The following is a 16,336-nucleotide window of genomic DNA, read 5'->3' as shown; positions in this document are numbered from 1 at the left end:
CGTTATTTTTGAGCTCTTAACCACACAATAGGTAACCCTATGCACATCAAGCCACTCATTCAGGGCGTTGTTGCACGCAGCGCCCATCCTTATGGCTGCGAACAGGCAGTTCTACAGCAGATCCAATACGTAAAACAGGCAAATCCGATCAAATCAGGTCCTAAACGTGTATTGATCCTCGGCGCCTCTTCTGGTTTTGGGTTAGCAGCGCGGATCGCTCTCACCTTCGGAGGTGCAAAAGCCAACACAATTGGTGTCTCTTTTGAACGCGCACCCAGTGAAACTCAAACTGGCAGTGCTGGCTTCTACAACAACCTCTTTTTTAAGCAATATGCAGAGCAAGAAGGCCGTATTGCAATCAATTTAGAGGGCGATGTGTTTTCTGCAGAAATGCGTGAACAGGTAGTTGAAGCGATTGAAACCTACTTTGAAGGCGAAGTGGATTTAGTGATCTACAGCATCGCGAGCGGCATGCGCCGTAAGCCTGATGGTGAGTTTTGGCGCTCAGCAATCAAGCCAATTGGTCAAGCCGTCTCCGGCGCATCCATCATGTTAGACAACGACACTTGGACTGACACCACTTTAGAGCCTGCTACAGAAGAGGAAATTGAAGGAACGCTACGTGTGATGGGCGGTGATGATTGGGAAAATTGGATTGATACCTTGATCAATGCCGAATCACTTGCCGAAGGCTGTAAAACCATTGCGTTTTCTTACATGGGCCCAGAAGTAACCCATCCTATTTATCTGGATGGTACTTTAGGCCGAGCAAAAATCGATCTTCACCAAACCAGCCACTCACTGAATCTTAAACTCGCTAATTTTGATGGCGGTGCATATGCCGTGGTTTGTAAAGCCCTCGTAACCAAAGCCAGCGTGTTCATCCCCGGCTTAAGTCCCTACCTCATCGCACTCTATCAAGTGATGAAGAACAAAGGGACTCATGAAGGTTGTATCGAACAGATGCAGCGCTTGTTTAGCGACAAATTATATGGCCATTCCCGCATTCCTCTTGATAGTGAACGCCTCATACGCATGGATGATTGGGAGATGAATCCCGATACCCAAGCACGAGTTGCGGAGCTCCTCGCTCAAATGAACAGTCATAATTTTCAGCAATTCGGTGACTATGTGGGCTTTAAACAAGCATTTATGCAGTTGAATGGTTTTGAGTTTGAGCGGATAGACTATAGCCAATCTGTTGATATGCATAAGTTTATTAACAAATAAATGATACCGCATTCTGTTTTAGATTTGAGAATTCACACAAGCTAATCGAAATCACTCTGCCATTCTGATCGGCTTTTGTTAGAGTGACTGACCATTGAAGTAAAGGTATTACTTCTCAAGTACAGTCACTCTAACGACACAAATATTCAATGCCGCACTATTCTCTAGGAAGAAGATAGTTGCTGCATGTATACCTCATTAACTTGCCGTTGCAGCCAGTTGACAGAATCGATGGTTGTCCAATACCCAAAGGCGTTTTGGATCCTGACAAAACGAGCATGACTGCGCGATAAGAGCAAGAGATGGGTAACGTTTTACCAGCCAAACTCAAGGACTCATTAATGGCACCGATCCTTCCACAATCGATACCCATCCCTGCGACGATGCTTGCGAGTTGGCAAAATATGCTCAATTTACTCGGCGAGATACTTAAGGTGCCAGCCACCGTGATTATGCGATTACGCCATCACGATCTTGACGTCTTTTGCGCCAATCAGGGACTCGATAATCCATACCGAGTCGGTATGACCGAACGGTTAGGAAAAGGGTTGTACTGTGAAACCGTGATCAATACTCGCCAACCTTTAATCGTGAGTAATGCCGAAACCGATCCGCTCTGGAAAGAGAACCCCGATATGGAATATGGCATGCGCGCCTATTGTGGAGTCCCCTTGTTATGGCCTAATGGTGACCTTTTCGGCACTCTGTGTGCTACCGATCGCAAAGAACACCACTTTCTCGCTTTAGAACAGCAGTTGCTCAGCACGTTTCGAGAATCGATTGAAGCGCAACTCAAAACCCTCTATCAGCGTGAAACACTGCTACAAATGAACCAAGATTTGCATTTCAAAGTCCGTAACAAAATGCAAAGCATTGCTTCACTTAACCAATCGCTTCACCAAGAAATAGACAAACGTCGCGCAGCAGAGCAGCAAATTGAGTACCAGCGCAGTCACGATGTGGGGACCGGTTTTCTCAATCGAAATGCACTAGAACAACACATTGCCTTACAGCTCAATCAATTAGAAGAAAATGAAGAACTCGCCGTCGTGCATATTGGCTTTGCTAATGCTCGCCAATTACAAGCACGGATTGGTTTTCATCTGTGGGATGATGTATTAAAACAGCTACGCGAGAGGCTCGGTCCTGTTACAGAAGGCGAATTACTCACCGCGCGCCCTAACTCGACCAACCTCACCTTACTGTTGAAAAGCACACAATTGGATGGGCATTTAAACCAGTTGTGTCATCGCTTGATCCATGCCGGCCAAGCACAATTCATTGCCGAAGGCCTGCCTTTGCATCTCAACCCTTACATTGGAGTTGCCCTTAGCCGAGAAACGCGCGATCCGCAGCAATTGTTACGCCATGCGGTCAGTAGCATGTTGGCATGTAAAGATTCGGGGTATAAAGTTTTTTTCCATTCTCCCGCATTGGCCGACAACCATGCTCGACAAAATCAACTGGAAAATTACCTCTTACAGGCTGTGCGCAATAATGACCTAATGCTCTATTTTCAGCCCAAAGTGAGCGTAAAAACACAGCATTGGGTTGGCGCAGAAGCACTGCTGCGTTGGAAGCATCCGCTGTTGGGTGAATTTTCGAATGAAACCTTAATCCATATGGCAGAACAAAATGGCTTAATTTTCGAGGTCGGCCATTTTGTGCTGCACCATGCCATCAAAGCCGCCAGCGACTGGTTAGCCATATACCCAAACTTCCATATCGCAATCAACATCTCTTCAGTGCAGCTAAAAAACAGCCGCTTTGTTGACCAGATTCGTGAACTGCTCGCGCTTTACCATTTTCCAGCGCATCAATTGGAATTAGAAATCACGGAAAGTGGTTTAATTGTGGATGAACCGACAGCCAGTGACATACTCAATAGACTACACACTCTGGGCGTAACCTTATCATTAGATGATTTCGGCACCGGTTACGCTTCTTTTCAGTACCTAAAAAAATTCCCATTTGATGGCATTAAAATCGACAAAAGCTTTCTAGAACAAATCGAACATAGCGAAAGCGATCAAGAAATTGTGCGTTCTATGCTGCACGTTGCTAAAAAACTCAAACTGAATGTGGTTGTGGAAGGCATCGAAACCCCACAACAAGAGCAGTTTATTCTGGAGCATGGGTGCGACATCGGCCAAGGTTTTCTATACGGCCGGCCGATGCCTAGCGATGAATTTGAGCAGAAGCTAAAAAGTCACACTCAACCATCACACAAGCCAGAATAAGTACAGGGATGGTTGTCGCTCATTAAGAGATTGGCTTATCATTCCTTTACTCTTCAGTGGGCGCTACCTATAATCGCGCTCCTCTTTTTCTTTCCCTATGAGCGATAATCGAGATGGATCGACTAATTGCAACACTTAAAAAACTCGAAAAGCAGAACTATCGTGCTTATCAGCAGATCAAAGGTCAGTATGACTTTGGTGACTTTACTCTGTTCATCGACCACATTCAGTCTGATCCATACGCTTCAGCCTCTCGCCTGCGCGCGACTCGCGCTTGGTCGTTGACCGGTTTAGATTGGCTCAAAGAAAAATCGCCTGCGTATCAAATGGCAGCGCGTGATTTTATTGCTCGCGCCTTTGCTGAATTTGCAAAGCAAGACAATAGCCTGTCCATCGCTATCAGCGGCCAAACCGTTCTCGACAGCACTTCTGTCCTGTTTAACGAGCACGGTATCGAACTGCGTTTTCGCATGAGTATGCCTGCGGAAGGACGTGATATTTTGGCTAAAAAAGCGCTGAATATTCTGACTTTCCATCTGCCAAAATACATTCGCCGTGCCACGTTGGAGCGCGAACTGGATAAAGCGGCCCTGCTGCAACACTGTGAAGTGGTGGAAGACCAAGAAGCAATGCGCGCGCAACTTGACGACCTCGGTTTGGTCGCTTTCGTTGCTAACGGTAGCGTACTGCCACGTTTGGCGGGTAACTGCGATCTTCCGATGAAAGATGCCGTCCCATTCCAAGCGCCGCAATCCCTTGAAGTCACACTTTCTACACCAAACCAAGGTGAGTTGGTTGGCATGGGTATTCCGCAAGGCATTACCTTGATTGTCGGGGGTGGTTTCCACGGTAAATCAACCCTGCTGACGGCGCTCGAACGCTCTATTTACAACCATATCCCTGGTGATGGTCGTGAACGTATGGTGACCGATTTCAACGCGATGAAAATTCGCGCAGAAGAAGGCCGCTGCGTACACAATCTCAATCTATCCAACTACATCAACCATTTGCCTATGGGGAAAGACACGACCGATTTCAGCACGCAAGATGCTTCAGGTTCAACGTCGCAATCGGCATGGTTGCAAGAATCGATTGAGGCGGGGGTGACCACGCTACTGATCGATGAAGATACTTCCGCGACCAACTTCATGATCCGTGATGAGCGTATGCAAGCCCTTGTCAGTAAAGGGGAAGAACCGATTACACCGTTGGTGGATCGTATCGGTCAATTGCGTGATGATTTGGGGGTTTCCACACTGGTCGTCATGGGGGGATCTGGCGATTATTTAGATGTTGCCGATACCGTGATTCAAATGCACGACTATCAACCGTTGGATGTCACAGCCAAAGCACGAGAAGTGATTGCTCAGCACCCCACTCAACGTCGCAATGAGTGTGAAACGCCATTAGCCACCTTCAAACCTCGTGCATTACACTGCGCTACCCTGCAAAAACTGCTGTTGGAAGGCAAATTCCGCGTTTCAGCAAAAGGTTTGGATGCACTGCGTTTTGGTAAAGAGTTCACTGAGCTCACGGCTTTGGAGCAATTACAAAGTTCAAGCGAAGTGAATGCGATTGGCTGGCTTTGGTTCCAACTGGCGCAACTGCCGGGTTGGACAGAAAACCCAGCGAAAGCAATGAGTAAGATGCTCGAAGGCGATTGGTATCAAGCCATGCCAAACCATGGCGATCTGGCGAAGCCTCGTATCATGGACGCGATGGCCGCACTCAACCGTATGCGTAAAGCCCAATTTAAAGCTTAAGTGACACAAAGCTGAATTATTAATAACGCGACCAACAGGTCGCGTTATTGTTTCGTCGTCAGGGCTCTTGCCTTAACACGTTCCATGCTTCACATAAAATCCGAAAACGCTCAGCGTTGCCGTTATCTCGATCGGGGTGCCAACGTAAAGCGAGCTTACGCCAAGTTTTGCGGATCTCTAGCGAACTCGCCTCTTCACTGAGCTCAAACAGACGTAAAGCCTGACCTCGGCTTAAATCTTTACCATTATGGCTACCAACAGAATGACGATAACGAGTCCAGAATTCGTTGAGTAGGCGCTTAACCTCCCCTTCATCCGCTTCATAGTTCATCCACTGTGTGTAGTAATCACGAAGTGGATCATTTACGTCAATATCATGAAACTCACTGCGCATCATCGGCATTAAAATGATGTTCATCGCCTCAACTTGTAACCATTTCTCTGGATGCAATGTTTCTTGTAGTTGGTAAAGCGCATTCATGATCAAAAAATTACGCTTAAACAAGTCTTTCTCCGGCTGAGTATCCAACACCGGCATAATCCCTAACTCACTTAAATGCGCGGCTAAGGTGTGCACTTTCCAGCCTGACGGCTGATGTTTCAGTACCTCAAAAATTGGCCACAACAACGGATTTTCCATGTACGTTTGAAACGTTGCGGCAAGTTGGTGACTGTCTGACATAAAGCTTCCATTCCGACGAAATACCGTTTTTCAAGATCAATCTAACCCATTTATCACCACGGTGAAATGAGAAATCTTGAATGTGTGAAGATCAATCAGCATAAGGCTTACAGAGCATTTTTCTGACACAAAAATAGCCAGAATTCTGGCGCATTACCGGGGAAATCAATCCAGCAATTGAACAATGTTCATTAGAATGGCAGGATAGTCAGCATTCCATTGACGGAGCTATGCCATTATGCCGCTATCACGCCCACTCATCGGCTTAACCCTACTTTACAGTTTCATATTTGTCTTTTCCGCCATTGCTCCCCATTCACGAGCAGTTTGGTTTGCAGAGATTATCCCAGCCATCCTGATTTTAGGGGGGATTTGGTGGATATCTTTACGCTGGTCATTCAGCACCACAGCCTATGTTTTGATGTTTATCTGGCTTTGCTTGCACACCATTGGCGCCAAATACACCTTTGCGGAAGTGCCGTTTGACTGGTTCAATTCGATGCTCGGTTCAACCCGAAATCATTTCGATCGCGTCGCGCATTTTTCGATCGGCTTTTACGCTTATCCGATTGCCGAATGGTTAATACGCAAACAACACACCAAACCTTGGTTAGCGTACAGCTTCGCACTCTTTAGCATCATGAGTTTGGCCGCAGGTTATGAAATCATCGAGTGGTGGTATGCCGCTGTCGCTGGCGGGGACGAGGGCATCGCCTTCTTAGGCTCACAAGGTGATATTTGGGATGCACAAAAAGATATGTTATGCGACACGCTCGGAGCGTTGAGTGCACTAGGATTATTCAGCTTGCAACGAATTCGTCATTAAACTGTTATATGTTATTGAGCTTGGCATCACAGCATCTGACCAAGCTCGATAAGAATATGATCTGTGGCATGCAATACATGCAATTTCTATGAATTGCATCTCAACTTCGGAACAAAGATGACAAAGCTGACCAACAAATCACCAGAAAGTGTTTATGCTAAAGACAAACAAAATAAGACATCCAAGCCAAGTGTTGACTTCAACACGAAGCAACATAAACACTCTTTTTGCTGCTGAGAATCAAAAAATGAATAACCCAACTGTAGAAGAAACCATCGAATGCTGCCCACTCTGTCAACACGACGAATTTTTCATTTCTGCGGATAAAGAGAAATTCTTCTGTGCGCAGTGCGGTTTTCACACCAATACACTCACCAGCATTCAACCAATGCTGGCAGCCAAAGCCAACCATCTCGGCAACCGGTTTGTTCACTTTGGGGTAAAAACACGTCAGTAAATTGATTCAGCGGAAACGACACCCCATCCACCTATCATGGTGGATGGTTTTTTTTTAGGGGAATAAACTGGATACGATTTTGGGACTTTACGCCGATTGACGCAGCGGATGAGCCGTTAAAAATTCAGCTAGTTGAAGCAAATTGCTCAGCACAATCACCTGACTGGAATCACTGCGGCTTTGTGCGTTTAAAGGGCTTAACTGGAACGTGAGCACCCCCGCATTGAGCCCAGCCTCTACACCTTTCGGCGTATCATCGACATACACACATTCATCTAGAGTAAAACCCATATTCATCGCACAGTAGCGAATCAGATCCGGTTCGGGCTTCCAGCTATTTGCATCAAAGGCCGAAAATATCCGTCCTTTGAAGTAACCATCCAGTCCCGCTAAAGTAAGCGTCATTGTGATTTTTTCTCGCGGAGCGTTAGACACAACACAAAACTCAATCTGATTGCGTTTTAAATAATGCAGCAGAGCACGTGCGCCCCCCATCGGAGACAACTTACGGCTGAATGTGGCAGCCACAATCGAGCGGTAACGCTGTTCTAGCAAATCAATATCCGCGGTGATCTGCGCCAATTGACAAGCTGAATTGAGGATGTCAGCGATTTTTCCACCGGAAAAATGTTCCGCGACTTGCTGATAGCTTAGTGTAACCCCCATTTCGCCAAACACCTGCACCAATGCCTCACAGCACAAGCGTTCGCTGTCCACTAAGGTTCCTTCACAGTCAAAAATGACACATTTCACTCTGGGTTCTGTCATTGCACATCCTCCGTTCTATGAGCAGTGTATATCCCACTGCCACACTAAAAAGGATGGAGTTAACAGAATGGTAGAAATCAATGCATGAGTGTGCATAACTTCTACCAAGGTCACTTTTTTCGAAACGGAATGTTAAAGCTCGATGAAAGGAAGAGCATCACTCTCGGTCATCGATTGCCATTTCGTATACAGTGCATGGGCAAACTGTTCACGCGCCCCAAAAGGGCTCCCAGTTTTAACCACTAAATCCGAGAGCAACACACTTTGCTCATGTTGGGTCACCATACCTGCGGCTACGGGCTCGCCAAGGTGAAAACCAATAAATAGCTGGCAAGGTGGCGAGTAGATGATCTGAGTGAAAAACTCAACCAAGCGATCTTGCTCATGCTTAGAAGTGCCACGAGTGGCCTGTAAAAGCGCAAACCATACCGTCAAACGGTGAAAATCAACCAAATAGATCTCTTGTAGGAGCTGCTCATCACAAGCTTGTGGCTGGAACGGGGTAACTTGATTTTGTTGAGATAAGGCTTGGTATACATCACGCCCTTCTAAACTTTCAGAGGTCGGGAACTCGACATCTACCTGACTGAGTAACCACTGGTTTTTAACCGTAACCACAGGCGAGGGAGAATAATTCATAGCGGGCTTCTTCTCGATTGGTGAAGCAACGTTGTCTTTGATATCCGTTGCAATAACGGCAGCATACTCATCCCGACTTGATGCGACAAGCATTAATCCTTTTTCTGCGGGATTTCCCCTGCTAATTCACCATTCTTCTTAGCCATGAGGCTACACAGATACTAGAAAATCAGTATGATAACGATACTTAAACTGAACGGTACATTCTTATGCTCAACCCAATTCGCAGTGCCTTGCTTCTTTCTTTCGCTTTCGTATTGAGTGGCTGTGATCGCTCAGAAGTCGGTGATGTAAGTCTTGGCATGTTTACCTTGAAAGACATTAAAATCAACAACCTGACTGATCCCATTGTCACTGGCGTCACCTGCCATGTCGCCAGTATTGAAGCCGATTTGAGCCTCGCCGACCCTTCCGATTCCTCCATTTCTTGCCGTCAAACGGGCGAGATCACTCCGGAAATGATCGCTCAAATAGACAAATCAACATCAGGTGAAGTCGTCTTCCAAAAATCTAAGAGCATCTTTTTTAAATCAATGAAAATTCGCCGTATTTTTGATGCAAAGAATCAAACCCTAATGTATCTCTCCTACTCGACTAAAGAGACATCCGGCAGTTTCAAGCATAGCTTATCGACTGTCCCACTTTGGGGAACTAAAGCCTATAATGCATTTCCTGAAACAGCGGCGAAGTAACCCCTTCAGCAGCCTGAGTTGTGCGTCTTAGATCACTTCAGGCTGCAATAAAATGAAAGTAATCTGTCACATCTGTGATATCATGCGCGAAAATTTTCAATCAACACTTTCAAAATGAAGTTTCCCGGTCAGCGCAAATCTAAGCACTATTTTCCTACTCACGCCCGAGATCCACTCGTAAACCAAATTCAGCAAACACCCAAGCTCCACCGCCCGACGATTGTCGGTGTAGGCCAAACTATCGTAGATATTGAAGCTCGCGTCGATGACGAGTTTTTAACTCGCTACGATCTTAGCAAAGGGCATTCGCTGGTATTGGAAGAGAGTAAAGCCGATGCACTTTATAAAGAATTGGTGGAACGTGGCTTGATCACACACCAATATCCGGGAGATACCATTGGTAATACATTGCACAATTACTCCGTTTTGGCGGACAGCAAATCGGTTTTGCTGGGTGTAATGTCGAAAAACATCGAAGTCGGCTCCTACGCTTATCGCTATTTGTGCCGAACATCTTCGCGCATGAACCTCAACCATCTGCAAACCGTGGATGGACCAATTGGTCGCTGCTATACCCTGATTTCGGAAGATGGCGAGCGCACATTTGCGATCAATGAAGGGCATATGAACAAGCTCCGCCCAGATAGCATTCCAGAAGAGGTGTTTGAAAAAGCCTCTGCACTGGTCGTGTCATCTTATTTGATGCGTGGAAAGCCAGAAGACCCGATGCCACAGGCGGTACAACGTGCTATTGAGATTGCCAAAGCTCATGGCATTCCTGTAGTACTCACTCTAGGCACGAAGTACGTGATCGAAGGCAATGCCGAGTGGTGGCAAAACTATATGGAAGAGCACATCACCGTTGTGGCCATGAATGAAGAAGAAGGTGCGGCACTGACGGGAGAACGCGATCCCCTACTCGCTGCCGATAAAGCCCTAGAATGGGTTGACCTTGTTCTGTGCACAGCAGGTCCTGTTGGTTTGTACATGGCTGGATATATTGAAGAGTCAGCAAAGCGTGAAACTGAGCTAGCACTCTTACCCGGGAATATCCCTGAGTTTAACAAGTACGAATTCAGCCGTGCTATGCGTAAACAAGATTGTACCCATCCGCTGAAGGTGTATTCACACATTGGCCCATATTTAGGTGGCCCACTGGAAATTAAAAACACCAATGGTGCTGGCGATGGCGCACTTTCAGCCTTGCTGCACGATATGGCGGCGAACGCGTATCACCAACGCAATGTGCCAAATTCAGCCAAGCATGATCAACCTTACCTGACTTATTCATCGCTCTCTCAAGTGTGTAAATACGCGAACCGTGTGAGCTATGAAGTGTTAACTCAGCACTCTCCACGCTTATCACGCTCACTGCCTGAACGGGAAGATAGCTTAGAAGAAACGTACTGGGATCGTTAATTCCATTGTGGCACGATGCTCCTCGTAAACGTTATGACAATAATAAAGAAGGCGACCTGTGGTCGCCTCCTTTATTTACAGCATCCATTCATTACCAATACTTCACTTTATTGCGCCGTATAAGAACGATGCCCAAAGCTAAAAGAGATAGGCCAACCGACCCTCCACTACTATTATTGCTGCTGTCCGCATCCGAAACATCAGACTCACTATCGACCAACTGCCGTACTCCATTACTCTCAGTAACATAATATTTCGGCGTTTCTAGCCCATTCATCACCCGTAAAATCCAGCTGTAATAGTCAGAGATTTCCGTGAATACCGAGGTTACTGGCTGAGTTCCATCACCACAAACGGATGGGCCAAAGCTGGTGATCCCAATTTGTACATAGCCCGAACCATTATCGACATAGACAGGCCCCCCTGAATCACCCGAACAGGTTGAGTTCTTATATCCCCCCGTCAACTGACCCGAAAAGCAGATATGTCCTGAACCTAAATTGGCACCGTAATAGTTCGAACAAGTCGAAAAAGAAACAAACGTTAGCGTGGTTTCTAATAATTGAGTTCCACCCGCTACGTTGCTATACACATTGCCATGACCCACCGCTTTATAAACACCATTGACGTCATAGTTGCCATTGATCGTACTGTTGAGCACCCCGACAAAATTACTCACGTTAAGGTCACTTTCTAATTTAATGATCGCAATATCATTCGGCCAATAAACGGAAGAGGAATTCACATAGTTGTCTGGATAATAGAACTCTGCACCACGCGCAAACTGAATGTTGCCATTCGGGTAATCATTTTCATCTTGTAACTGGGGGATGGCGACCGTGTAGAGCATGGCATAACTATCACCATAGATGCAGTGTGCCGCGGTGAGAATGTAACGGGAGTTAAGAACCGTCGCACCACAGTAGGTTCCAGAGCTGTATTGATAAGGAGAGATATAAATCGCCAAACTCGCAAAAGAAGGGTAATTCGCAACGTTCGCATTCGTTCCATTCACGATATAAGGTGAAATGTCCACGGCTGAGACTCTCGTCGTTAACAATAAAAACATCCATAGCCATTTGCGCATGCTCCACCTCATTGGTTGAATTGATTGTTCTGCTTATTTATCACCCGCTTAAAGTGTAGCAATGAAATGAAAGTATGCGATGCAGATAACAAAAAACCCGCAGTTTTACCTGCGGGTTTATCAATTCAAATCACATGAGTGAATTATGCTTCTTCGCGACGACGGCTATGGCCACGTTCACCACGGTAGCTACCACTGCTCTCACCACTACGGTTGCGTTCAAAACGACGCTCACCTTCACGGAAAGGACGGCCTTCACCACCACGGCCACGGCCACCTTCGCGGCCGCCTTCACGACCACCACGGAAACCACCTTCACGGTTGCCTTCTGGACGACGACCACCGTCACGACGTGGGCCACCTTCACGACGAGCACCACCACGAGATTCGCGGAAATCGTCGAAGTCACACACGACTGCGCCCACTTCTTTTTGGCGGATACGCAGCTTGCGTAGCTTGCTAGAAACGTCGCTCGACATGGCTTTTGGCAGCTGAACAAACGTATGGCCTTGAGCCAGTTTGATCGCACCGATAGAACCTTTAGTCAGACCCAGTTCGTTTGCGAGAGCGCCAACGATGTCTTTCACTTGAACGCCTTGGTCACGGCCAACTTGCAGTTGGTAAGTATCCCAATCGTGGTTCTCTTGATCACGGCCACCGAATTCACGGCGAGCAGGACGATCACCATCACGACGGTCATCACGACGCTCACGACGACGTGATTTTTCACGCTCCATCGCTTCGATCATTGGGTCAGCACCTACGTAGAACAGTGGACGCTTACCTTGCTGACGTTTCAGCAGGATTGCAGCCAGAGTCGTTGCATCGATTTCCAGTGACGCTTGCAGCTTTTCAACCAGCTCAGCGAAACGCTCCAGTGAGCTGAACTCTTTATCTGCTGCCAGCTCTTGACCCAGCTTAGTCAGACGAGATTCAGCCACTTTATCGCGGTGTGGCAGTTGGATCTCTTCCATAGAAGAACGAGTTACACGCTCGATAGTGCGCAGCATGCGGATTTGGTTAGTACGAACCAGCAGGATCGCCTTACCTTTACGTCCAGCACGACCAGTACGGCCGATACGGTGGATGTAAGATTCCACATCGAATGGGATGTCGTAGTTAAATACGTGAGTGATACGTGGAACGTCCAGACCACGTGCTACTACGTCAGTCGCAACCAGAATATCAATCACACCTTGCTTGATATGATCAACGGTGCGCTCACGCAGAGACTGAGGGATATCACCGTGCAGAGCCGCCGCTTTAAAGCCACGTGCACACAGCCAATCCGCTAGACGCTCAGTATCCTGACGAGTACGTACGAATACGATAGAAGCATCCGTTTCTTCGGTTTCAAGCAGACGAGCCATCGCTTCATCTTTCTCAACACCTTTTACTACCCAGTATTGCTGCTCAACTTTAGCCACAGTTTGGTTAGAACCGGCTACGTCAACACATTCTGGGTTACGTAGGAAACGTTCAACGATCTCTTTAACCATAGGAGGCATAGTCGCAGAAAACAGTACGCGTTGTGCGGTTTCTGGCGCTTGTTCCATGATCCAAGTAACGTCATCAACGAAGCCCATTTTGAGCATTTCGTCTGCTTCATCAAGGATGAACGTATGACATTCGTCTAGGTGCAGACGATCACGAGTGATCAAATCTTTTACACGACCTGGCGTACCCACAACAATGTGAGCGCCAGATTTCAGAGCGCGCATTTGATCAAGAATTGAAGCACCACCGTAGATTTCAAGAACCTTCAGGCCTTTGATATTTTGGCCAAGGTTTTTGATCTCAGCCGCTACCTGAATCGCCAGCTCACGCGTTGGCGCCATAACAATAGCTTGTGGCTTGTACTGAGATAGATTAAGTTTGTTGAGCAGAGGCAAAGAGAATGCCGCTGTTTTACCTGTACCTGTTTGCGCTTTACCCAGTGCATCACGGCCTTCTAGCAGAACAGGAATTGCTGCTGCTTGGATAGGAGTTGGTGATACGAAGCCCATTTCGGTTAGGGCAGAAAGGATGGCGCTGTTCAGTGCTAAATCACTGAATTGAATTGCAGTATCTTGCATGGGGATCCCACTAAATGAAGAAATAACCAAGGTCCCACGTGCTTTACCATTTCCAACCAATCCAATGAATTGCTGAGTCCGTTCAGATGCGGATAAGTATTAAAACGCATCAAGCCGCTAGGGACATATAAGGGACGCGGATTATTCCCTAAAAGCATAAAAAAAGCTAGGAAAAATTGAATTTCATCACAAAAATTTCTTAGCAAAGGAAAAATGATGCCTCATTGACCGGAAAACCCCGTTAAAACACCAAAATTGCTGACAATTTCAGCGAATAAATAAACAGCCAACGGCGCTCAATCTCACGTTTTCGGTAGTAATCCAGCCCCTCAATGATTATAGTGTGCCCAACTTAAACGGTTAGATAAAAAAGATGTTCCAAGACAATCCGCTCCTCGCGCAGCTTAAGCAAAAAATCCAAGAAAACCTGCCTAAAAAAGAAGGCACCATCAAAGCCAGTGACAAAGGTTTTGGCTTCCTCGAAGTCGATAGCAAAACCAGCTACTTTGTTCCGCCTCCTTATATGAAGAAGTGTATGCATGGCGACAAAGTCGTGGCTTTCATCCGCACCGAAAATGAACGTGAAGTGGCTGAGCCTTCTGAACTCATCGAGCAATCGCTGACTCGCTTCATTGGTCGCGTAAAGCTATTTAAAGGCAAACTCAACGTCGCGCCTGATCATCCACAACTGAAAAAGCTGTCGCTGAAGGCAAAAACCAAGAAAGGCCTCAACGAAGCTGACTTCCAAGAGGGTGACTGGGTGGTCGCTCATCTTGTGCGCCACCCGCTGAAAGGTGACGATGGTTTCTTTGTGCAGATTTCACATAAAATCACCGATGCCAATGACAAAATTGCCCCTTGGTGGGTGACATTAGCAGAAAACGATCTGCCCAACAGCGAGCCAGCGGGCATTGACGATTGGCAATTGAAAGATGATGCAGACTTGGTTCGTGAAGATCTGACCGCGCTGCCTTTTGTGACTATCGATGGTGAATCGACCAAAGATATGGACGATGCGCTTTACGCACAGCAACTGCCAAACGGTGATTTTGCGCTGACTATCGCGATTGCCGATCCAACCGCTTACATCACCCCAGAAGATGAGATGGACAAAGTTGCTCGCGAGCGTGGCTTTACCATTTATTTGCCGGGTCGCAACATTCCCATGTTGCCACGCGATCTGGCTGATGAGCTTTGCTCTCTGATGGAAAACCAAGTTCGTCCAGCGCTATGCTGCTCAGTCACTATCCGTAAAGATGGCGTGATTGGCGATGATATTCGTTTCTTCGCAGCCAACATCAAATCTCATGCACGCCTAGTTTACGACCATGTTTCTGACTGGTTGGAGACTGGCAGCTCGGAACAATGGCAACCAAGCGAAGAAATCGCCCAAGTAGTGCGCGACCTCTACGCTTTCTCACAAGCACGTGCGAACTGGCGTGAGACCCATGCCGTAGTGTTCCCAGATCGTCCAGACTACCGCTTCGAACTGAGTGCCGATAACGATGTTGTGGCGATCCATGCGGACATGCGCCGTACGGCAAACCGCTTGGTTGAAGAATCGATGATCACTGCGAACATCTGTGCGGGTAAAACGCTGCAAACTACATTTGGTTTTGGTGTATTCAATACCCACGCGGGTTTTAAAGCTGAAAAAATGGCCGATGTAGTAGAGCTCATGGCGGTCAACGGCGCACCCAATGCGGATGCAGAAACGCTGGCAACCGTGGAAGGCTTTGCCGCTCTGCGCCGCTGGCTAGCCACGCAAGAAACCAGCTACCTCGATAATCGTATTCGTAAATACCAAAGCTACAGTGAGATTGGTAACCAGCCTCTCCCCCACTTCGCGATGGGCCTTGATGTGTACGCAACATGGACTTCGCCGATTCGTAAATACGGCGACATGATTAACCACCGTCTGCTGAAAGCGCACATTCTCGGCAAAGCCCCGGTGCAAACGCCGGATGAGACAGTTGGTGAAGAACTGGCTCTGCACCGTAAGCACCACAAAATTGCTGAACGTAATGTGGCAGATTGGCTCTATGCGCGCACGCTGGCCGATGAGCCTGCGAAAGAAACCCGCTTCCAAGCTGAGATCTTTGATATCAACCGTCCGGGCATGCGTGTTCGCTTACTCGAAAATGGCGCAATGGCCTTTATTCCGGGAGCTCTGATCCTCGATAACAAAGAGCGTATCGAATGTAATGGTGAAGACGGCACGGTACTGATCGATAAAGAAGTGGTGTACAAACTTGGTGATGTGCTGGAAATCGTCCTGACAGAAGTCAATCAAGAAAACCGCAGCTTAGTGGGTAAACCAACGCAAGTATTTGCCGACCTAACCACAGAAGCAAAGCCGAGCACCGAAGATAAGAGCGAACCTCAAGCGTAATCCGTTAAGCTCAGGCTTTCTCCCTCTTACCGAAAAGGCATTCTCAGGAATGCCTTTTTTATTTCG

General features: G+C 47.1%; 13 protein-coding genes. 8 read left to right on the top strand and 5 right to left on the bottom strand.

Annotated elements, in window-relative coordinates; translation table 11 throughout:
* Nucleotides 1–39: 39 nt before the first annotated feature.
* The 3 genes from fabV (at nucleotide 40) to MKA69_RS15110 (ending at nucleotide 5,233) form a co-directional block, all read left to right on the top strand.
* A complete protein-coding gene (fabV, locus tag MKA69_RS15120) occupies nucleotides 40–1,230 on the top strand; it encodes an enoyl-ACP reductase FabV (RefSeq protein WP_055031613.1) in 1,191 nt (396 codons plus the stop codon).
* A gap of 341 nt (nucleotides 1,231–1,571) precedes the next feature.
* The gene (locus tag MKA69_RS15115) at nucleotides 1,572–3,470 is read left to right on the top strand and encodes an EAL domain-containing protein (protein WP_009355556.1); all 1,899 of its coding nucleotides are present in this window, start codon (nucleotides 1,572–1,574) and stop codon (nucleotides 3,468–3,470) included.
* Nucleotides 3,471–3,583: 113 nt separating this feature from the next.
* The gene (locus MKA69_RS15110; protein WP_000375440.1) at nucleotides 3,584–5,233 is read left to right on the top strand and encodes an ABC-ATPase domain-containing protein; all 1,650 of its coding nucleotides are present in this window, start codon (nucleotides 3,584–3,586) and stop codon (nucleotides 5,231–5,233) included.
* A 58-nt stretch (nucleotides 5,234–5,291) separates the two neighbouring features.
* On the opposite strand, the gene MKA69_RS15105 is transcribed toward MKA69_RS15110, so the two are convergent.
* Entirely contained in the window at nucleotides 5,292–5,915 is a 624-nt protein-coding gene (locus MKA69_RS15105) for a DNA-J related domain-containing protein (protein WP_055044624.1), read from the bottom strand.
* A gap of 238 nt (nucleotides 5,916–6,153) precedes the next feature.
* Here MKA69_RS15105 and MKA69_RS15100 point away from each other — a divergent pair, with 238 nt between their 5' ends.
* Nucleotides 6,154–6,741: a DUF2238 domain-containing protein gene (locus MKA69_RS15100; RefSeq protein ID WP_001131381.1), complete on the top strand. Its 588-nt coding sequence runs from the start codon at nucleotides 6,154–6,156 to the stop codon at nucleotides 6,739–6,741.
* 247 nt (nucleotides 6,742–6,988) lie between these two features.
* On the top strand, nucleotides 6,989–7,198 hold the full coding sequence (locus MKA69_RS15095) for a transcription initiation factor TFIIIB (RefSeq protein WP_009355559.1): 210 nt from the start codon (nucleotides 6,989–6,991) through the stop codon (nucleotides 7,196–7,198).
* Nucleotides 7,199–7,285: 87 nt separating this feature from the next.
* On the opposite strand, the gene MKA69_RS15090 is transcribed toward MKA69_RS15095, so the two are convergent.
* Nucleotides 7,286–7,966, bottom strand: a complete 681-nt coding sequence (locus tag MKA69_RS15090) for an HAD family hydrolase (RefSeq protein WP_000138805.1) — start codon at nucleotides 7,964–7,966, stop codon at nucleotides 7,286–7,288.
* Nucleotides 7,967–8,098: 132 nt separating this feature from the next.
* Nucleotides 8,099–8,605: a hypothetical protein gene (locus MKA69_RS15085; RefSeq protein WP_055031639.1), complete on the bottom strand. Its 507-nt coding sequence runs from the start codon at nucleotides 8,603–8,605 to the stop codon at nucleotides 8,099–8,101.
* A 209-nt stretch (nucleotides 8,606–8,814) separates the two neighbouring features.
* Between MKA69_RS15085 and MKA69_RS15080 the strand changes: the two genes are divergently transcribed.
* Nucleotides 8,815–9,297, top strand: a complete 483-nt coding sequence (locus MKA69_RS15080) for a CreA family protein (protein WP_055029436.1) — start codon at nucleotides 8,815–8,817, stop codon at nucleotides 9,295–9,297.
* 114 nt (nucleotides 9,298–9,411) lie between these two features.
* Nucleotides 9,412–10,716: an inosine/guanosine kinase gene (locus MKA69_RS15075; RefSeq protein ID WP_305848404.1), complete on the top strand. Its 1,305-nt coding sequence runs from the start codon at nucleotides 9,412–9,414 to the stop codon at nucleotides 10,714–10,716.
* A 91-nt stretch (nucleotides 10,717–10,807) separates the two neighbouring features.
* Here MKA69_RS15075 and vesA read toward each other — a convergent pair whose 3' ends face one another.
* Nucleotides 10,808–11,803, bottom strand: a complete 996-nt coding sequence (gene vesA / locus MKA69_RS15070; RefSeq protein WP_305848403.1) for a GlyGly-anchored extracellular serine protease VesA — start codon at nucleotides 11,801–11,803, stop codon at nucleotides 10,808–10,810.
* A gap of 143 nt (nucleotides 11,804–11,946) precedes the next feature.
* Nucleotides 11,947–13,878 carry a DEAD/DEAH box helicase gene (locus MKA69_RS15065; RefSeq protein WP_305848402.1) on the bottom strand — a complete coding sequence of 644 codons (1,932 nt, stop codon included), beginning with the start codon at nucleotides 13,876–13,878 and terminating at the stop codon, nucleotides 11,947–11,949.
* Nucleotides 13,879–14,251: 373 nt separating this feature from the next.
* Here MKA69_RS15065 and rnb point away from each other — a divergent pair, with 373 nt between their 5' ends.
* On the top strand, nucleotides 14,252–16,270 hold the full coding sequence (rnb, locus tag MKA69_RS15060) for an exoribonuclease II (RefSeq protein WP_305848401.1): 2,019 nt from the start codon (nucleotides 14,252–14,254) through the stop codon (nucleotides 16,268–16,270).
* The last annotated feature ends 66 nt before the right edge of the window (nucleotides 16,271–16,336 follow it).

The sequence above is a fragment of the Vibrio sp. AH4 genome, assembly GCF_030710545.1.
Lineage (GTDB): Bacteria > Pseudomonadota > Gammaproteobacteria > Enterobacterales > Vibrionaceae > Vibrio > Vibrio metoecus.
Note: the sequence above shows the minus strand (reverse complement) of the source record. Positions and strands in the feature narration are given on the sequence as shown.